At 66.2% G+C, this 19,199-nt stretch carries 18 protein-coding genes; 14 read left to right on the top strand and 4 right to left on the bottom strand.

The annotated features are described in order from the left end of the window. The first annotated feature begins 64 nt into the window (after positions 1-64). Positions 65-922 carry an AraC family transcriptional regulator gene (locus AC4BAR_RS10630; protein WP_490627830.1) on the top strand — a complete coding sequence of 286 codons (858 nt, stop codon included), beginning with the start codon at positions 65-67 and terminating at the stop codon, positions 920-922. Positions 923-929: 7 nt separating this feature from the next. On the opposite strand, the gene AC4BAR_RS10625 is transcribed toward AC4BAR_RS10630, so the two are convergent. The 3 genes from AC4BAR_RS10625 to acs form a co-directional block, all read right to left on the bottom strand. Further along, on the bottom strand, positions 930-1,265 hold the full coding sequence (locus tag AC4BAR_RS10625; protein WP_490627829.1) for a hypothetical protein: 336 nt from the start codon (positions 1,263-1,265) through the stop codon (positions 930-932). A 67-nt stretch (positions 1,266-1,332) separates the two neighbouring features. Next, positions 1,333-2,478, bottom strand: a complete 1,146-nt coding sequence (locus AC4BAR_RS10620; protein ID WP_490627828.1) for an SLC13 family permease — start codon at positions 2,476-2,478, stop codon at positions 1,333-1,335. A gap of 146 nt (positions 2,479-2,624) precedes the next feature. Further along, complete coding sequence (gene acs, locus AC4BAR_RS10615; protein WP_490627827.1) at positions 2,625-4,622, bottom strand: acetate--CoA ligase; 1,998 nt, start codon at positions 4,620-4,622, stop codon at positions 2,625-2,627. A gap of 153 nt (positions 4,623-4,775) precedes the next feature. On the opposite strand from acs, the gene AC4BAR_RS10610 reads away from it, so the two are divergent. After that, complete coding sequence (locus AC4BAR_RS10610; RefSeq protein WP_490627826.1) at positions 4,776-5,375, top strand: TIGR00645 family protein; 600 nt, start codon at positions 4,776-4,778, stop codon at positions 5,373-5,375. A gap of 24 nt (positions 5,376-5,399) precedes the next feature. Next, positions 5,400-6,809, top strand: coding sequence for a sodium:proton antiporter (locus AC4BAR_RS10605; RefSeq protein WP_490627925.1), 1,410 nt, complete (start codon positions 5,400-5,402; stop codon positions 6,807-6,809). A gap of 8 nt (positions 6,810-6,817) precedes the next feature. Here the strand turns inward: AC4BAR_RS10605 and fumC are convergent, their stop codons facing one another. Next, entirely contained in the window at positions 6,818-8,197 is a 1,380-nt protein-coding gene (fumC, locus tag AC4BAR_RS10600) for a class II fumarate hydratase (protein ID WP_490627825.1), read from the bottom strand. 89 nt (positions 8,198-8,286) lie between these two features. On the opposite strand from fumC, the gene AC4BAR_RS10595 reads away from it, so the two are divergent. From AC4BAR_RS10595 to AC4BAR_RS10545, 11 genes are all read left to right on the top strand, one after another. Further along, positions 8,287-9,840, top strand: coding sequence for a fumarate hydratase (locus tag AC4BAR_RS10595; RefSeq protein ID WP_490627824.1), 1,554 nt, complete (start codon positions 8,287-8,289; stop codon positions 9,838-9,840). Positions 9,841-9,843: 3 nt separating this feature from the next. Continuing rightward, positions 9,844-10,653 (top strand): glutamate racemase, encoded by an 810-nt coding sequence (murI, locus tag AC4BAR_RS10590; protein ID WP_490627823.1) that lies wholly within the window; start codon positions 9,844-9,846, stop codon positions 10,651-10,653. A gap of 4 nt (positions 10,654-10,657) precedes the next feature. Beyond that, the gene (locus tag AC4BAR_RS10585) at positions 10,658-11,053 is read left to right on the top strand and encodes a DoxX family protein (protein WP_490627822.1); all 396 of its coding nucleotides are present in this window, start codon (positions 10,658-10,660) and stop codon (positions 11,051-11,053) included. After that, positions 11,050-11,724 carry a glutathione S-transferase family protein gene (locus AC4BAR_RS10580; protein ID WP_490627821.1) on the top strand — a complete coding sequence of 225 codons (675 nt, stop codon included), beginning with the start codon at positions 11,050-11,052 and terminating at the stop codon, positions 11,722-11,724. The genes AC4BAR_RS10585 and AC4BAR_RS10580 overlap by 4 nt, the downstream gene beginning before the upstream one ends. 167 nt (positions 11,725-11,891) lie before the next feature. After that, entirely contained in the window at positions 11,892-12,743 is an 852-nt protein-coding gene (locus AC4BAR_RS10575; protein ID WP_490627820.1) for an ABC transporter ATP-binding protein, read from the top strand. Continuing rightward, positions 12,740-13,624 (top strand): branched-chain amino acid ABC transporter permease, encoded by an 885-nt coding sequence (locus AC4BAR_RS10570; protein ID WP_490627819.1) that lies wholly within the window; start codon positions 12,740-12,742, stop codon positions 13,622-13,624. Before AC4BAR_RS10575 ends, AC4BAR_RS10570 begins: the two co-directional genes overlap by 4 nt. Beyond that, positions 13,624-14,664 carry a branched-chain amino acid ABC transporter permease gene (locus AC4BAR_RS10565; protein WP_490627818.1) on the top strand — a complete coding sequence of 347 codons (1,041 nt, stop codon included), beginning with the start codon at positions 13,624-13,626 and terminating at the stop codon, positions 14,662-14,664. Before AC4BAR_RS10570 ends, AC4BAR_RS10565 begins: the two co-directional genes overlap by 1 nt. Positions 14,665-14,699: 35 nt before the next feature. Then, positions 14,700-15,896 (top strand): ABC transporter substrate-binding protein, encoded by a 1,197-nt coding sequence (locus AC4BAR_RS10560; RefSeq protein ID WP_490627817.1) that lies wholly within the window; start codon positions 14,700-14,702, stop codon positions 15,894-15,896. Positions 15,897-15,911: 15 nt separating this feature from the next. After that, positions 15,912-16,724 carry an ABC transporter ATP-binding protein gene (locus AC4BAR_RS10555; RefSeq protein ID WP_490627816.1) on the top strand — a complete coding sequence of 271 codons (813 nt, stop codon included), beginning with the start codon at positions 15,912-15,914 and terminating at the stop codon, positions 16,722-16,724. A 10-nt stretch (positions 16,725-16,734) separates the two neighbouring features. Beyond that, positions 16,735-18,540 (top strand): AMP-dependent synthetase/ligase, encoded by a 1,806-nt coding sequence (locus AC4BAR_RS10550; RefSeq protein WP_490627815.1) that lies wholly within the window; start codon positions 16,735-16,737, stop codon positions 18,538-18,540. 4 nt (positions 18,541-18,544) lie between these two features. Continuing rightward, the gene (locus AC4BAR_RS10545; RefSeq protein ID WP_490627814.1) at positions 18,545-19,192 is read left to right on the top strand and encodes a TetR/AcrR family transcriptional regulator; all 648 of its coding nucleotides are present in this window, start codon (positions 18,545-18,547) and stop codon (positions 19,190-19,192) included. The last annotated feature ends 7 nt before the right edge of the window (positions 19,193-19,199 follow it).

The following is a 19,199-nucleotide window of genomic DNA, read 5'->3' as shown; positions in this document are numbered from 1 at the left end:
AAGTCACTTGCCTGAAAACCGCTGTTTGCCAAACATTGTTGAAATTCAGCCAAAACCCTTTGCCATGGTTGCGAAGCGCCGCCCTCCACTGACCACGCTGCCGCTGGGCGATGTCGACCCGTTCAGCCCCTCCGTCGACCAGCCGGTGCGCACCCGGGCCCGCGCCATTGCGCCCGACACCCACATCGCGCCACACCAGCATGCCTGGGCCCAGCTGGCCTATTGCGCCAGCGGGCTGCTGCGTGTCAGCACCTGGGTCGACTGCGCCCGTGAAACCAACTACACCCTGCCACCGTCGCGAGCGCTGTGGATTCCGCCCTCGGCCCGCCATGCGGTGACGGTGGTGGAGGCCTCCGAGCTGCGCACGCTGTACATCGACGCCAGTGTGGTGCCTGCCGGCTGGGACCGCTGCCATGTGCTGGTGGTGTCGCCCTGGCTGCGCGCGCTGATCCACGCGCTGGACGAACCCCACAACAGCCAGTCACCGGCGCGGCAACAGGCGCTCAACACCCTGCTGCTCGACGACCTGGTGCGGGCCGACACCCAGGCCCTGGGCGTGCCCCTGCCCTGCGCCCAAACCGGCGATCGCCGGCTGCGGGCGCTGTGCGAGGCGGTGCTGCGGTCGCCCGATGCCCGGGCCACGCTGGCCGAATGGTCGGCCCAGGTGGGGGCCAGCGAACGCACCATGGCGCGCTTGTTCAGGGAGCAGCTGGGCACCAGCTACCAGCAGTGGCGGCTGCAGGCGGTGCTGGCCCATGCGCTGCCGCTGTTGGTCAAGGGCCTGCCGGTGAGCCGGGTGGCCGACGCCTGCGGCTACGCCACCGACAGCGCGTTCTCAGCGATGTTCAAGGCCGCGATGGGCCACCCGCCCAGCCACTTTGCCGCCCATCCCCACCCGTCCTTGTCCCACCACAGCCACTGAAGCGGTGTCAGCCCAAGGGCCGGTCAGGCTGGGGTTTGGCCTCGACATCGGTCACGTCGTCCAGCACCCGCGGGGACCGGCCGGGTGCCTGCGGCTCGGCTGTCCAGCGGCTGGAGGCGGCCCGAAAGCGCGACCATTGGGCCTGCGGGTCCACCCCCAGGCCACCCACGCCAAACCGCCAGGTGGGCGCTGGCCGGCCCGTCATGCGGTTCCAGCAACCCCGCAGCATCGCAAACGCCACCAGCACCAGGGCAGCGGCCAGCAGGCTGGCCAACAGCACCAGGGCCGCCAGGGCCAAGGCCAGCCGCAGCAGCGCGCGGGCCATCATCGAAAACAGATTCAAAACGTCGTTCCTTTGCGAAGGAAGTGAGGACGGTCTGGCGGCTTTCAAGAACAGCCGTGCCGCCGTGTCAACCGAGGCCGAACAGACAGACCCAGGCCCACAGGCTGGCCACCGCCAGAAAGGGTAACGCATGGGCATGAAACGCCCGCCAACCCCGTGGGTCGCCCAGCAGGCGCAAGGCAATCAGGTTGGCCAGCGAGCCCAGCATGAAGCCGTAGCCGCCCACATTGACCGCCCAGGCCATGACCCGCCAGTTCTGCGTGTACTCGGCCAGCACAATCGCCGCCGGCACGTTGCTGATCAGCTGCGAGCTGAGCACGCCCATCCAGAACAGCGTGGGCCCGTGCAACAGGTCGTGGCCGGCCATCAGGCCACGCACCGGGGCCAGGCCGGCCAGCAGGCGCAGGTCGACAAACATCAGCACAAACACCGCCAGCAGGCCCCAGTCCAGCCGCCGCAGCACCAGCGGCCGCAGCCCGCCAATGACGCCCATCACCGCCGCCATGGCCCACAGCGCCTGGTGCTGGTCGGTCAGCACCAGAAACGGGGCGTACAAGGCCAGGGCGGTCCACAGCAGCGGCTTGTCCACCGGGGTGGCGGATGCATCGGCGTGCAGCGCCAGCGGCCGGCCGGCAAAGGCCAGCGCGGTCCACACCAGCAGCAGCACCATCAGCCCGGCCACCAGCGGCAGCATCTGCAGCGTGAAGTCGGCAAACGACTGGTGCGACAGCTGCCACAGAAACAGGTTTTGCGGGTTGCCTATGGGCGTCAGCGCCGAGCCGGTGTTGACCGCCAGGGCCTCGAACACCACCAGCCGCACCACCGGCACCGGCGCCATGCGGGCGATGCCCAGGGTCAGTGGCACCACCACAAACAGCGCCACGTCATTGGTTAGCACCATGCTCAGCAAGGCCGCCGCCAGCACCAGGCACAGCGCGGCCCGCCGTTCGGTGGCCATGGCCCGTACCAGCCACTGGCCCAGGCGCTGCAGGCCGCCGCTCAGCTCCACCGCCTTGGTCAGCATCAGCAAGCCAGTCAGTGCGGCCACGGTGGGCACATCCACCAGCGAGGGGTAGGTCTGCCAGGGCACGGTCGACAGCGGCGCCAGCACCGCCAGGGCCAGCACCAGCACCACCAACAAGGGGTCGGCACGCAGCAGCGCCAGCAGCCCGCGGGGTTCAGGCCGCACAGGGGCCGGGGGAGGAGAACTCATGGAGGGCATTCAGACAACAAACAAGGGCGCAGGTGGACAGGGCCGCCCCGCCCGGCAGTGTGCCGAATCGACACAGGCCCCGCTGAAGCCCATGAAAAAAGCCCCGCCGGACAGGCCGGGCGGGGCTTGAGCAGGGCTGGGTCCGGTCAGAGGTTCTCGGCCAGCTGGGCCAGGATGGCCGGGTTTTCCAGCGTGCTGATGTCTTGCGTGATGGCCTCGCCCTTGGCGATGCCACGCAGCAAACGGCGCATGATCTTGCCCGAACGGGTTTTGGGCAGGTTGTCACCGAAGCGGATGTCCTTGGGCTTGGCGATGGGGCCAATTTCCTTGCCCACCCAGTCGCGCAACTCCTTGGCGATCGCCTTGGCCTCGTCGCCCACCGGACGCGAACGCTTCAGCACCACGAAGGCGACGATGGCTTCACCGGTCAGGTCGTCGGGACGGCCCACCACGGCGGCTTCGGCCACCAGGTCGGACTTGGAAACCAGCGCCGACTCGATTTCCATCGTGCCCATGCGGTGGCCGGAGACGTTCAGCACGTCGTCGATGCGGCCGGTGATGCGGAAATAGCCATTCTGCTCGTTGCGCACCGCGCCGTCGCCGGCGAGGTAAATCGTGCCACCCATTTCCTCGGGGAAATAGCTCTTCTTGAAACGCTCGGGGTCGTTCCAGATGGTGCGGATCATCGACGGCCAGGGGCGCTTGATGACCAGGTTGCCACCGGAGCCGTTGGGCAGGTCCTTGCCGGTCTCGTCGACGATGGCCATGGCGATGCCGGGCAGCGGCAGCGTGCAAGAGCCCGGCACCAGTGGCGTGGCGCCCGGCAGCGGAGTGATCATGTGGCCGCCGGTTTCGGTCTGCCAGAAGGTGTCGACGATGGGGCAACGCTCGCCGCCGATGTGCTTGTAGTACCACATCCAGGCTTCGGGGTTGATGGGCTCACCCACCGAACCCAGGATGCGCAGCGTGGAGAGGTCCCAGTTCTTCGGATGCACCTTCTCGTCACCGTCGGCGGCCTTGATCAGCGAACGGATGGCGGTCGGTGCGGTGTAGAAGATGCTGACCTTGTGCTGCTCGATCATCTGCCAGAAGCGGCCGGCGTTCGGGTAGGTGGGCACGCCCTCGAACACCACCTGGGTGGCGCCGGCGGCCAGCGGACCGTAGGCGATGTAGCTGTGGCCGGTGATCCAGCCGATGTCGGCGGTGCACCAGTAGACATCGTCTGGACGCAGATCAAAGGTCCAGTCCATGGTCAGCTTGGCCCACAGCAGGAAGCCGCCGGTGCTGTGCTGCACGCCCTTGGGCTTGCCGGTGGAGCCGGAGGTGTAGAGGATGAACAGCGGGTGCTCGGCGCTGACGAACTCGGGTTCGCAGGTCGTGGCCTGGCCTTGCAGGGCGTCGTGCAGGTAGACGTCGCGACCGGCCACCATGGGGCAGGCGGTGGCGGTGCGCTGGTAGACGATGACGTTCTTCACCGACTCGCAGCCGCCCATGGCGAAGGCTTCGTCGATGATGGTCTTCAGCGGCAGCTCCTTGCCGCCGCGCATCTGGTAGCTGGCGGTGATGACGGCCACAGCGCCGGCGTCCTGGATGCGCTCTTGCACGCTCTTGGCCGAGAAGCCGCCGAACACCACCGAGTGGGTGGCGCCGATGCGGGCGCAGGCCTGCATGGCCACCACGCCTTCAACGGTCATGGGCATGTAGACCAGGACGCGGTCGCCCTTTTTGATGCCCATGCCGCGCAGCGTGTTGGCCAGCTGGCAGACCTTGGCGTGCAATTCCTTGTAGGTGACCTTGGTGACCTTGCCGTCGTCGCTCTCGAAGATGATGGCGTTCTTGTTCTCGGTGGGGGTGCCGAGGTGGCGGTCCAGGCAGTTGTACGAAGCGTTGAGCTCGCCGTCTTCAAACCAGGTGTAGAACGGCGCGTTGGACTCGTCGAGCACCTTGGTGAAAGGCTTCTTCCAGCTCAGGTTGTCCTTGGCCAGGCGGCTCCAGAAACCGTTCGGGTCGGTCTCGGCTTCCTTGCACAAGGCGTTGTAGGCGTCCATGCCCGAGATGCGCGCGGCCTTCACAGTCGCCTCGCTGGGCGTGAAGACACGGTTCTCAATCAGGGTGGATTGGATCGCCGACGAATTGCTGGTCATGTCTCTGTCTCCTGGTTTGTAAATTTGGCGCCAATGTCAGGGTTTGCACTTACATCCTACTGACTGAAAGCTAGCTTACACCCCACACGCCGTGGGTGTCACAGGCGCTGCCTACAATCCGCAAAAACAAGCCCATTGCTTGAAAAGAACACCATGTCCAACCCCACACCCCCCAGCCGACTTCGCCCCCTGCCCAACTTCATCTTCGCCAGCCGCTGGCTGCAGCTCCCCCTTTACCTGGGCCTGATCGCCGCCCAGGGCGTCTATGTCTTCCATTTCTGGCTGGAACTGACCCATTTGCTGGAGGCCGCCTTCGGCAGCCAGACCGCGCTGCAGGCGCTGGTGACCAGCATCGGCTACAAGTCCACCACCACCATCACCGGCCTGAACGAGGTCATCATCATGCTGGTGGTGCTGGCGCTGATCGACGTGGTGATGATCTCCAACCTGCTGATCATGGTCATTGTTGGCGGCTACGAGACCTTCGTCAGCCGCATGAACCTGGAAAGCCACCCCGACCAGCCCGAGTGGCTCAGCCACGTCAACGCCTCGGTGCTGAAGGTCAAGCTGGCCACCGCCATCATCGGCATCTCGTCCATCCATTTGCTGAAGACCTTCATCAGCGCCGCCAACTACGACGAGAAAGTGCTGATGTGGCAAACGCTGATCCACATCACCTTTTTGCTCAGCGCGATCGCCATCGCCTACACCGACAAATTGCTGACGCAAACCCAGCACAGCACCCCCCACTGACGGGCCCCACCCAGACACCCCATGATGCGCTGGCGCCACCCCCAGGTTCTGACAACGGTGGCACTCGCCCTGCCCACCCTGGCGTCGGCGGCCGACATCGACGGCGCCAGCCTGTCAGCGGCCTGGGGCCTGCCGTTTGCCGGCATGCTGTTGTCGATTGCGCTGCTGCCGCTGCTGGCACCCCGGTTCTGGCACCACCACTACGGCAAGGTGGCCGCCGGCTGGGGACTGGCCTTTGTGCTGCCCTTCGCCAGCCTGTACGGCCCGGCCCTGGCCGGCGCCAGTTTTGTGCACGCGCTGCTGGCCGAGTACATCCCCTTCATCGCCCTGCTCACCGCGCTGTTCACCATCGCCGGCGGCATCCACATCCGCGGCAACCTGCATGGCAGCCCGGCCCTCAACACCGGACTGCTGTCGCTGGGTGCGCTGCTGGCCAGCGTGATGGGCACCACCGGCGCCTCGATGCTGCTGGTCCGACCGTTGATCCGCGCCAACGACAACCGGGTGCACAAAGCCCATGTGCTGATCTTCTTCATTTTCATCGTCTCCAACATCGGCGGCTCGCTGACGCCGCTGGGCGACCCGCCGCTGTTCCTGGGCTTTTTGAAGGGCGTGGACTTTTTCTGGACGGTGGGCCACATTTTCCCCGAGACCCTGTTCCTGCTGGGCTCGCTGCTGGCGCTGTTTTTTGTCATGGACCACGGGTTCTACCGGCGCGAAGGCGTGCTGCCGGCCGACCCGACACCCGACACGCGGCGCTTCGGTTTTGACGGCGCCTTCAACTTCGCCTTGCTGGCCGCCGCGGTGGGCCTGGTGTTGCTCAGCGGCTTCTGGAAGTCGCCGGTGGTGTTCACCCTCTTCGGCACCGAGGTGGGCCTGCCCGGCCTGGTGCGCGACGCCGGTCTGGTGGGTCTGACACTGGCTTCTTTGGCGCTGACGCCGGCGGCGGTGCACAGCGACAACCAGTTTTCCTGGGAGCCGATGCGCGAGGTGGCCAAGCTCTTCGCCGGCATTTTCCTGACCATCATCCCGGTGATTGCCATGCTCAAGGCCGGCACCGACGGGCCGTTTGGCGCCATCGTCACGGCCGTCACCCGGCCCGACGGCCAGCCCAACCCCATGATGTATTTCTGGGCCACCGGCGTGCTCAGCTCCTTTTTGGACAACGCCCCCACCTACCTGGTGTTCTTCAACACCGCCGGCGGCGACCCACAGCTGCTGATGGGCCCACTGGCCACCACGCTGGCCGCCATCTCCGGCGGCGCGGTGTTCATGGGCGCCAACACCTACATCGGCAACGCGCCCAACCTGATGGTCAAGGCGATTGCCGAGAGCCGCGGCGTGGCCATGCCCAGCTTCTTTGGCTACATGGCCTGGTCGGGCGCCATCCTGCTGCCGCTGTTTGTGGTGACCAGCGTCATCTGGTTTCGCTAGCGGCCGGCTCAGACCATGTCCTGGGGTCGGACCCAGGCGTCGAATTGCTCGGCCGTCACATGGCCGGAGGCCACCGCCGCCGCGCGCAGGCTCAGCCCCTCCTTGTGGGCCAGCTTGGCAATTTGCGCCGCCTTGTCGTAGCCGATGTGCGGGTTCAGCGCCGTCACCAGCATCAGCGAGCGGTCCACCAGCTCGGCGATGCGGGCGTGGTTGGGCTCTATGCCCACCGCACAATGGCGGTTGAAACTGGCCATGCCGTCGGCCAGCAGCCGCACGCTTTGCAAAAAGTTGTGCGCCACCAGCGGCCGGAACACATTCAGCTCGAAGTTGCCCGAAGCGCCGCCGATGTTGATGGCCACGTCGTTGCCAAACACCTGGCAGCACAGCATGGTCAGCGCCTCGCTCTGCGTCGGGTTCACCTTGCCCGGCATGATGGACGAGCCCGGCTCGTTCTCGGGAATGGCCAGCTCGCCCAGGCCGCTGCGCGGCCCGCTGGCCAGCCAGCGCACGTCGTTGGCCAGCTTCATCAGGCTGGCCGCCAGGCCCTTGAGCGCGCCATGGGCGTGCACCAGCGCGTCGCAGCTGGCCAAGGCCTCGAACTTGTTGGGCGCCGTCAGCAGCGGCAGGCCGGTGCGGTCGGCCAGTTCGGCCGCCGCCTGTTCGGCAAAGCCGGCCGGTGCATTGAGCCCGGTGCCCACCGCAGTACCGCCCAGCGCCAGTTCGCACAAATGGGGCAGCGCGGCGCGCACATGGCGCTCGGCATGGTCCAGCTGCGCCTCATAACCGGAAAATTCCTGGCCCAGCGTCAGCGGCGTGGCGTCCTGCAAATGGGTGCGGCCGATTTTCACAATGCCCTGGAAAGCCTGGGCCTTGGCATGCAGCGTGGCGCGCAGCGCGGCCAGCGCCGGCAGCAGCCGCTGCACCAGGCCGTCCACCGCCGCCACATGCATGGCGGTGGGGAACACGTCGTTGCTCGACTGGCTGCGGTTCACGTCGTCGTTGGGATGCACCCGCCGCCCTTCGCCCCGCGCACCGCCCAGCAACTCGCTGGCACGGTTGGCCAGCACCTCGTTGACGTTCATGTTGGTCTGCGTGCCCGAGCCGGTTTGCCACACCACCAGCGGGAACTCGTCCGGGTGGCGGCCAGCCAGCACCTCGTCGGCCGCGGCCACAATGGCGTCGGCCTTGTCGGCGGGCAGCAGGCCCAGCGCCTGGTTGGTGCGGGCCGCCGCGCGCTTGACCTGCACCAGCGCGTGGACGAGTTCGTGCGGCTGGCGCTCGCCCGAAATGTCGAAGTTCAGCAGCGAACGCTGGGTCTGGGCGCCCCACAGCCGCTCGGCGGGAACGGCGATGGGGCCAAAAGTGTCGTGCTCGGTGCGGGTCGCCATGGGGCCTCCTGACCTGTCAAAATACGGGGCTGCCGTTCACCCTAGCAGACATGGCGGCACTTGCCCACCCTCACCTCACCCCACACACCATGACCACGAGCATCCGCCAGGCCGACCTGATCGAGTCCATTGCTGCCGCCCTGCAGTACATCAGCTACTACCACCCGACCGACTACATCGCCCACCTGGCGCGCGCCTACGAGCGCGAGCAAAGCCCGGCGGCCAAGGACGCGATCGCCCAGATCCTGACCAACAGCAAGATGAGCGCCACCGGTCAGCGCCCGATCTGCCAGGACACCGGCATCGTCAATGTGTTCCTCAAGGTGGGCATGGACGTGCGCTGGGAGGGCTTCACCGGCAGCCTGGACGACGCCATCAACGAAGGCGTGCGCCAGGGCTACAACCACCCCGACAACATGCTGCGCGCCAGCATCGTGGCCGACCCGCAGTTCGACCGCAAGAACACCAAGGACAACACCCCCGCCGTCATCGTCACCGAGATCGTGCCCGGCAACACGGTGGACATCACGGTCGCGGCCAAGGGCGGCGGCTCGGAAAACAAGAGCAAGATGGTCATGCTCAACCCCGGCGACTCGGTGGTGGACTGGGTGCTGAAGACCGTGCCCACCATGGGTGCCGGCTGGTGCCCGCCCGGCATGCTGGGCATTGGCATCGGTGGCACGGCCGAGAAAGCCGTGCTGATGGCCAAGCAGAGCCTGATGGACGACCTGGACATGTACGAACTGCAGGCCAAGTCCAGCAGCGGTGCGGCGCTGAGCAAAACCGAAGAACTGCGCCTGGAACTGTTCGAGAAGGTCAATGCGCTGGGCATCGGCGCCCAGGGCCTGGGTGGCCTGACCACGGTGCTGGACATCAAGATCAAGATGTACCCGACCCACGCCGCCAGCAAGCCGGTGGCCATGATCCCCAACTGCGCCGCCACCCGCCACGCCCATTTCGTGATGGACGGTTCTGGCCCGGTTTACCTCGATCCGCCATCGCTCGACCTGTGGCCCAACGTCAACTGGACGCCCGACTACAACAAGAGCAAAAAGGTCGACCTGAACACGCTCACCAAAGCCGAGGTGGCGAGCTGGAAACCCGGCGACACGCTGCTGCTCAACGGCAAGATGCTGACTGGCCGCGATGCCGCCCACAAGCGCATCCAGGGCATGCTGGCCAAGGGCGAAAAGCTGCCGGTGGACTTCACCAACCGGGTGATTTACTACGTTGGCCCGGTGGATCCGGTGCGCGACGAGGCCGTCGGCCCGGCCGGCCCGACCACCGCCACCCGCATGGACGGCTTCACCGAAATGATGCTGGCCGAGACCGGCCTGATCTCGATGATTGGCAAGTCCGAGCGCGGCCCGGTGGCCATCGAGGCCATCAAGAAACACAAGAGTGCCTATTTGATGGCCGTGGGTGGCGCCGCCTACCTGGTGTCCAAGGCTATCAAGACCGCCAAAGTGGTGGGTTTCGCCGATCTGGGCATGGAAGCCATTTACGAATTCGACGTGGTCGACATGCCGGTCACGGTGGCGGTGGATGCCGGCGGCACCAGCGCCCACATCACCGGCCCGGCCGAGTGGCAAAAGAAAATTGCCACCGGCGAATTCAAAAACATCGCTGTCACCGCCGGCTGAGCCATGACGGCCGATGCAGCTTCGGCGCCCATCGGCGTGTTCGACAGCGGCGTCGGTGGCCTCAGTGTGCTGCGCGCGCTGCAGGCCGAGTTGCCGCACGAGCATTTTGTCTACGTGGCCGACAGCGGCCACGCGCCTTATGGCGAGCGTGACCCCGGCCATGTGGTGGCCCGCTCACAGGCCATTGCCCAGCGGCTGATCGCGCAGCACCACATCAAGCTGATGGTGGTGGCCTGCAACACCGCCACCGCCGCCGCCATCCAGCGCCTGCGGGCCGACCACCCCGGCCTGCCGCTGGTGGGGGTGGAGCCGGCCCTCAAGCCCGCGGCAGCCCTCAGCGCCACCCACCGGGTGGGCGTGATGGCCACCCGCAGCACCCTGGACAGCGCCAAGTTCCGCGACCTGCTGGCCGCACAGGACCCGGCCACCCGCTTTGTGCTCCAGCCCTGCGACGGCCTGGCCAAGGCCATCGAGCATGGCGACAGCGAACAGACCGCCACCTTGTGTGCCCGCTACACCGCGGCCATGGGCACTTTCGGCAAGGCGCCAGGACAGATCGACACCCTGGTGCTGGGCTGCACCCATTACCCCTTTGCCAGCGTGCTGCTGCAGGGCCTGGCCGGGCCGGCGGTGCGGCTGGTGGCCACCGGCGAACCGGTGGCCTTGCAAACCCGCCGGCTGCTGACCCAGCACCAGCGGCTGAACAGCGCAGGGCCGGGTGGCCTGCAACTGTTCAGCACCGGCGACACCTTGTTGTTGCAACAGGCCGCCGCGCGCTGGCTGGCCCACCCCACCGATGCCCACCCGTTCTGACACCATGCACACCCGACTTCGCCGTGCCAGCTGCTGGCTGCTGGGCCTGTTCTTCGTGGCCGCCGGCCTGAACCACTTTGTCAACGCCAGGTTCTACCTGGCCATCATGCCGCCCTGGTTACCCTGGCACCTGGAGCTGGTCTGGCTCAGCGGCCTGGCCGAAATGGGCCTGGGTGCGCTGGTGCTGTGGCCGCCGGCCCGGCGCCTGGCCGGCTGGGGTTTGATTGCGCTGTGTGTGGCGGTGTTCCCGGCCAACCTGCACATGGCGCTGAACCCCGAGCTGTTTGCCCAGTTCCCGCCGCTGGCCCTGTGGGCACGGCTGCCACTGCAGGCCGTGGCCATCGCCTGGATTGCCTGGACCACCCTCATTCCCCCCACCCCGACCGGAGCCCGACCATGATCACCGTCCACCACCTCAACAACTCGCGCTCGCAGCGGGTGCTGTGGCTGCTTGAGGAACTCGGCCTGCCTTACGAGGTGCAGCGCCATGAACGCGACCCCAAAACCCAGCTGGCCCCCGCGGCGTTGAAGGCCGTCCACCCGCTGGGCAAATCGCCGGTGATTGTGGACGGTGCCAACACCGTGGCCGAGTCGGGCGCCATCGTCGAGTACCTGGTCGACACCCATGGCCATGGCCGGCTGAAGCCGGCCGCCGGCACACCCGAACGCCTGCGCTACACCTACTGGCTGCACTACGCCGAAGGCTCGGCCATGCCGCCGCTGCTGCTCAAGCTGATCTTTGACGAGGTGGAAAAAGCGCCCATGCCCTTCTTCATCCGGCCCATCGCCAAGGCGATTTCGGCCAAGGTCAACCAGGCCTTCATCGGCCCGCAGATCACCACCCACCTGGACTACATGGAGTCTGAGCTGAAAAACCGGCCCTGGTTTGCCGGATCTGAGTTCAGCGCCGCCGACATCCAGCTGAGCTTCCCGCTGGAGGCTGCCGCGGCCCGCGGCGTGGTGGGCAAAAAGCGCCCGGCGCTGCTGGACTTTGTGGCCCGCATCCACGCCCGGCCGGCCTACCAGCGCGCGTTGCAGCGCGGCGGGCCCTACGACTACGCCGGCCACTGAGCAGCGGCAACGGCCCCATGCCCCTGGGCGGGATGGGGTCGGACATCAGGGTAATTCCGGTCTGCAAGACTTGGCTTGCATGACTAAAGTAGCGATGTTACTGACGAGTCGAAAACCTGCCATACAGGTCTCGACCCCAATGTTGTCCCGCTGCCACCAGAGACCGCATGCCCCAAGACGCCCTGCTGACCGTTGACAACCTGACCCTGGCCTTTGGCGGGGTCAAGGCCCTCAATGGCGTGAGCTTTGCCGTGCAGCCCGGCTCCATCACCTCGGTGATCGGCCCCAACGGCGCGGGCAAGACCTCGGTGTTCAACACCCTCTCCGGCTTCTACACGCCGGCCACCGGCACCATGGTGTTCGACGGCAAGGACATCGGCCGGCTGCCGCCCCCGAAGCGCGCGGCGCTGGGCCTGGCCCGCAGCTTCCAGAACATCGCGCTGTTCCGCGGCATGACGGTGCTGGACAACATCAAGCTGGGTCGCCACTGCCACCTGAAAACCGGCCCGCTGGCCGCGCTGTTCTACAGCCCGGCGGCACGCCGCGAGGAAGCCGCGCTGCGCGAGGAAATCGAGGAACGCATCATCGATTTCCTGGAAATCGACCACATCCGCAAAGCGCCGGTGTCGGCGCTGTCCTACGGCCTGCAGAAACGGGTCGAACTCGCGCGGGCCCTGGCGATGAAACCCAAGCTGCTGCTGCTCGACGAGCCGGTGGCCGGCATGAACCGCGAAGAAACCGAGGACATGGCGCGCTTCATCCTGGAGGTGCGGCGCGAGTGGGGCGTGACAGTGCTGATGGTGGAGCACGACATGGGCATGGTGATGGATTTGTCCGACCATGTGGTGGTGCTGAATTTCGGCCAGGTCATCGCCAGCGGCCTGCCGGCCGAGGTGCAGACCAACCCCGAGGTGGTCAAGGCCTACCTGGGTGCGGGCAACATCGACGTGCTGCGCGAGCGCTTCCAAAAGGTGGCGCAGGCCGGCGCCGCCAAGCGCAACGCCGGGAGCGCCGCATGACCATCGACTGGTGGCTGTTGTTCGAGATCAGCCTGGCCGGCCTGGGCACCGGCGGCCTGTACGCGCTGACCGGCCTGGCCTTTGTGATGATTTACAAGGCCACCCGGGTGGTCAACCTGGCGATTGGCGACATGCTGATGTTTGGCGCCTACATCTTCTTTGCCTTCTCGGCCGGCATGGGCCTGCCCATCTGGCTGGCGGTGCCGGGGGCGCTGCTGGTGTCAGGAGCCTTTGGCGCGCTGATCGAGCGCACGCTGATCCGGCCCATGCTGGGCGAGTCGCCCATCTCCTCCTTCATGGTCACCGTGGGCCTGTCGTCCATGCTGATCGGCCTGGTGGAACTCATCTGGACCGCCGACCAGCAACGCCTGCCCGAGTTCCTGCCCAACCAGCCCATCGTGGTCGGTGAGGCCTTCATCTCGCCCAAGATCTTCTACGGCTTCTGGATCGCGGTGGCACTGATCGCCGCGGTGCTGCTGCTGTTCCGCTTCTGGCGCGGCGGTGTGGCCCTGCGCGCCACCGCCTCCGACCAGGCCGCCGCCTATTCCATGGGCATCAACGTGCCCCGGGTGTTCTCGCTGTCCTGGGTGGCCGCGGCCATGATCGCCGGTGTGGCCGGCATCGTGGTCGGCTCCATTGGTGGCATCTCGTCGGCCATGGGGGTGTTCGGCCTGTCGGTGCTGGTGGTGGTGATTTTCGGTGGGCTGGACAGCGTGCTGGGCGCGCTGGTGGGCGGCATCATCGTGGGCCTGGTGGAGGCGTTGACCGGCTTTTACCTCGGTGGTGAATACAAGATCCTGGCCACCTTCAGCCTCTTGGTGTTGATCTTGCTGGTCCGTCCTTACGGCCTGTTCGGCACCCACGAAATCGAAAGGCTGTAATGCGCATCGGTTCCGCCAAACAAAGCTACGCCGCCGACGCCGCGCTGTTCGACAGCCGGACCCAGCAGGTCTGGGTGGGCATTCTGCTGCTGGCGCTGCTGGCCTTCCCTTTCCTGGCCGGCGAGTACTGGCTTTACCTGGCCTGTCTGGTGGCGATCAACGTCGCCAGCACCACCGGCCTGAACATCCTGACCGGCTACACCGGCCTGGTGAGCCTGGGCCAGGCGGCTTTCATGGGGCTGGGCGCCTACACCGTGGCCATTTTGCAAACCCGCTACGGCTCGCCGTTTTTGCTCAACCTGCTTGCCGGCGGCCTGGTGGCCATGCTGGCCGGCGTGGTGGTGGGCCTGCCCTCGCTGCGGGTGAAAGGCTTGTACCTGGCGATCGCAACGATCGCGGCCGGCGTCATTGCGCATTTCGGCTTTTCCCACTTCACCAGCCTGACCGGGGGCAACAGCGGCCTGACCGTGCCGCCGGCGCAGTTCTTCGGCATGGACCTGGACAATTCCTTCCGGCTCTACTGGGTCATCGTGCCGGTGACGGCGCTGATGCTGCTGGGCAACGCCAACCTGATCCGCACCCGAATCGGCCGGGCCTTCATCGCCATCCGCGACCGCGACATCTCGGCCGAGGTGCTGGGCATTCCGCTGCTGCCCTACAAGCTGCTGTCGTTTGCCATCTCATCGTTCTACGCCGGTGTGGCGGGCGGGCTGTTCGCCTACTTCTTCCGGGTGGTCACGCCAGAGAGTTTTCCGCTGCTGATGTCCATCTTCTTCCTGGCCGCCGTCATCGTCGGTGGCATGGGCACCATTCTGGGCAGCGTGCTGGGCGCGGTGTTCATGACGCTGGTGCCCGAGGTGCTGAAGACCGTCATGGGCTGGCTGCCGCTGGGCGACCAGGCCGCGCTGCTGCTGTCGCCGGTGCGCACCATCGTCTTCGGTCTGATGATCGTGCTGTTTCTGATTTTCGAGCCCCATGGCCTGGCCGAGGTGTGGCGACGCATCCGCCGGCTGTTCCACCTGTGGCCTTTCCGCACCTGAGCCACCGCTTTCACTTCACCAATGGAGAACCGAGCATGACGATTGCAAAACGTGCACTGTGTACCGCGGCCCTGGCCGCACTGGGTTTGCTGGCCGTGGCCCCCGCCGCGCTGGCGCAAAAGGCCAAGCTGGCCGCGCCACAGGAAGACATCGTGCTCGGCGCCTCGATGCCGCTGACCGGCGTGTTCGCCTTTGCCGGCATCGCCATCGACCAGGGCATCAAGGACTACCTGAGCATCCTCAACGAGTCCGGGGGTGTGAAGGGCCGCAAGGTGCGCTACGTGGCCGAAGACACGGCCTACAAGGTCGACCAGTCCATGGCCGCGTTCAAGAAGCTCACCAGCCAGAACAAGATCAGCCTGTACTACGCCGACTCCACCGCCTTTGTGAAGACGGTCAACCCGGAGCTGGAACGCTCGGGCAACATCCTGATGACCGGCGCCTCGTTCGCCAAGGAAATCAGCAACGCCCAGAAGTACCCCATGCAGTTCATGATGGGCCCCGACTACAGCGAAATGGTCGGCATCCTGCTGCAGTACATCGCCAAGACCAAGCCCGGCGCCAAGGTCGCCATCGTCTACTCCGACACCGAGTTCGGCCGTGACCCGGTGGAGGCCTTCCGCGCCGACACCAAGAAGCTGGGCCTCAACATCGCCACCGAAATCGTCACCCCACCCGGCAGCGTGGACGTGTCGGCCGAGGTGGTCAAGCTGCGCCGCGCCGACCCCGACTTCACCATCTTCCACGGCTATGTGTCGGCCCCGATCCCCGAGTTCATCAACCAGGCCAAGGGCCTGGGCATGAAAACCCAGTTCATGGGCACCTTCTGGAGCATGGACAAGAAAACCGTGATGGGCATGGGCCCCAACGCCGACGGCTTTCTGGGCGTGATGCCCTACCGCTACTACGACGACAGCGACGGCAAGGCACCCATGCTGGACAAGATCCGCAAGCTGCGCCCCGAATACCAGACCACCGGCTACACCCAGGGCTTTCTGGCCGCCATGCTGCTGACCGAGGCCGCCAAGCGCACGCTGGACGCCGGCAACGAACTCACCGGCAAGAACATGAAGATCGCGCTCAGTTCCATCCGCAACTTCGACACCGGCGGCCTGATCGGCGTGCCGCTGTCCATCAAGGGCAATTCCATCCCGATCGGCCGCATCTACAAGGCCGACGTCAAGGCCCAGAAGATGGTGCCGGCGTCCGACTGGATCAGCCTGCAACAGTAAGTCGAAAGCACGGACATGGACAGCACCGACGCGATCCTGCAGGTCAACAACATCGAGGTCGTCTACAACAAGGCGATCCAGGTGCTGCGCGGGCTGTCCTTGTCGGTGCCACGTGGCCAGATCGTCGCGCTGCTGGGCAGCAACGGGGCCGGCAAGTCCACCACGCTGAAGGCGATTTCCAACCTGCTGGCACTGCAGGACGGTGAGATGACCCGCGGCGACGTGCGCTTCAACGGCGCCGACACCCGGGGCCTGGCGCCGCACGCGCTGGTGCGCGCCGGGGTCTTCCATGTGATGGAAGGCCGCCATGTGTTTGAAGACCTGAGCATCGAAGAAAACCTGCTGGCCGCCACCTACGCGCTGACCGGCAACAAGGCCAGCAACGCCAACTTCGACCAGGTCTACGAGTACTTCCCCCGCCTGTTCGAGCGGCGCAAAGGCCTGGCCGGCTATTTGTCGGGTGGCGAGCAGCAGATGCTGGCCATTGGCCGGGCGTTGATTGCCGAGCCCCAGCTGATTCTGCTCGACGAGCCCTCGCTGGGCCTGTCGCCGGTGCTGGTGGAAACCATTTTCGAGATCATTGCCCGCATCAATGCCGAGCGCGGCGTGTCCATGCTGCTGGTGGAGCAGAACGCCTCCATCGCACTGGCCGTGGCCCACTACGGCTACATCATGGAAACCGGCAAGGTGGTGATCGACAACACCGCCGAGAAACTGGCCGCCGACCCCGACGTGCGCGAGTTCTACCTCGGCGTGGGCAGCGAAGGCGGCGCCAAGAGCTTCAAGGACCTGAAGCACTACAAGCGGCGCAAGCGCTGGCTGTCCTGAAAGCACGGCGATGACCGAACTGTCTTATTCCCTGACCCTGCCCCAGGTGCTGCGCCACCAGGCCCAGACCCGCGCCGAGGCGGTGGCCATCCGGCAAAAAGAACATGGCATCTGGAAGCCGCTAAGCTGGGCCGCCTACCACCGGCGCGCCCGCCATGTGGGCCTGGGCCTGCGAGCGCTGGGCCTGTCCGACGGCGGCCATGTGGGCGTGTTGTCGGAAAACCGCGTTGAATGGGTGCTGACCCAGCTGGGCGCCGGACTGGTGGGTGGTGTGACGGTGGGTGTCTACCCCACCAGCCCGACCAACGAGATCGCCTACGTGCTGGCCCATGCCGACGCGGAGGTGGTGGTCTGCGAAGACCAGGAGCAGTCTGACAAGGTGCTGGAGGCGCGCGACCAGCTGCCGCGGCTGAAGAAGATCGTGGTCATCGAGAAGAAAGGCCTGGACGACACACGGGCCCTGGCGCCCGATCTGGTGATCGGGTTTGCCGAACTCGAAGCCCTGGGCCAGGCCTCGGCGGACGACGCGCTGATCGACGGCGTGCTGGCCCGCCAGACGCTGGACGACACCGCGCTCATCATCTACACCTCGGGCTCCACCGGCAAACCCAAGGGGGCGATGATCTCCTACGGCAACGTGGCGGCCATGGCGCCCGGTGTCATCGAGCGCCTGGGCCTGTCGCCCACCACCTCGCATTTGTCGTATTTGCCGCTGTGCCATGTGGCCGAGCAGATGCTGACCACCTTTGTGCCGCTCTACCTCGGCTCGCGGGTGGACTTTGGCGAGTCCATCCGCACCGTGCAGGAAGACCTGCGCGAGGTCGCGCCCACCATGTTCCTGGGTGTGCCACGGATCTGGGAAAAGCTGCACTCGGCCATCGCCATCAAGATGCACGAATCGGGCGGGCTGCGCCAGCGGCTGTTCAACGCCGGCTTGAGGGCCTGCGCGCCCTTTGCCCACAAGGCGGCGCACCAGCGCAGCCTGGGCGAGAAACTCACCTTCGGCTTTTACTACGGCCTGATCTTCCGCGCGCTGCAGAACTTCATCGGCCTGCGCCGGGTGGGTGTGGCGCTGACCGGTGCGGCCCCCATTTCGCCGGCCATCGTGCAGTTCTTCCGCACGCTGGGCGTGCCGCTGGTGGAGGTGTATGGCATGACCGAATCCAGCGGCATGGTGCTGGGCCAGCGGCTGGACCAGGTGCGTTTTGGCACCGTGGGTGTGCCCACGCTGGGCGTGGAGCACCGGCTGTCCGAGGTGGGCGAGCTGCAGATCCGCGGCGGGGTGGTCTTCAAGGGCTATTACAAGAACCCCGAGGCCACGGCCGGCAGCATTGTGGACGGCTGGCTGCACACCGGCGACGTGGTGGCCGAACAGGACGGCCAGCTGCGCATCGTTGACCGGCTGAAGGACATCATGATCACCGCCGGCGGCAAGAACCTGACGCCCTCCGAGATCGAGAACACGATGAAGACCAGCCACTTCATCAAGGAATGTGTGATCGTCGCCGACGCCCGCAAGTTTGTCGGCGCGCTGATCCAGATCGACTACGAGGCCGTGGCCCAGTGGGCCGAAACCCGCAACCTGTCCTTCACCCATTTCCGCTCGCTGGTGGAAACGCCCGAGGTGCGCGAGCTGGTGCAGGCCGAAGTCGACCAGGGCAACGCCAAGCTGGCCGAGGTGGCTCGCATCCGCCGCTTCCACCTGCTGATCAAGGAACTGGACCACGACGACGGCGAAGTCACCGCCACCATGAAGGTGCGCCGCGCCAGCATCTACAAAACCTATGCCGCCGAGATCGAGGCCCTCTACCGCTGAGGCCGTGGTCTCCCCCTGGGAGCCGGCCGACGAACGGGCCAAGCTGCGCGCCAGCAAGCGCGAGGCGGTGCTGCGGGTGGCGGCCCAGATGTTCAACGAGAAGGGCTTTCACGCCACCTCGCTGGACGAGGTGGCCGAGCGCCTGCACATCAGCAAACCCACGCTGTACTACTACATCAAGAACAAGGACGAGATCCTGTTCGAGTGCGTCAACATCGGCCTGCAGATGCTGCAGAGCGCCATCCAGCAGGAGGCGGCCCGCGGCGGCAGCGCCATCGACAAGCTGGTGGCCGCCATGCACCAGTACGCCCGCATCGTCACCGAAGACTTCGGCATGTGTGTGATCCGCGTCGGCGAAGACCCGCTGCCACTGGACAGCCGGCGCAAGCTGCGCCGCTTCAAGGCCGCGCTGGACCTGGAGTTCCGCGAGCTGATCCGCCAGGGCATCGACGAAGGTGGCATCGTCGCCTGCGACCCCAAGATCGCCGCCTTCACGCTGGCCGGCGCGCTGAGCTGGATCGGCCGCTGGTACCAGCCCGAAGGCAGCCAGACCGCCCAGCAGGTGGCCACCCAGGTGATCGACCTGCTGGTGCGTGGCCTGTGCACACCCCAAGGCCATGCGGCCATCGACCCCGGCCGCAGCGCGGTCTGACCCTGAA

This window comes from Rhodoferax sp. SPJ4, assembly GCF_058216275.1.
Note: the sequence above shows the minus strand (reverse complement) of the source record. Positions and strands in the feature narration are given on the sequence as shown.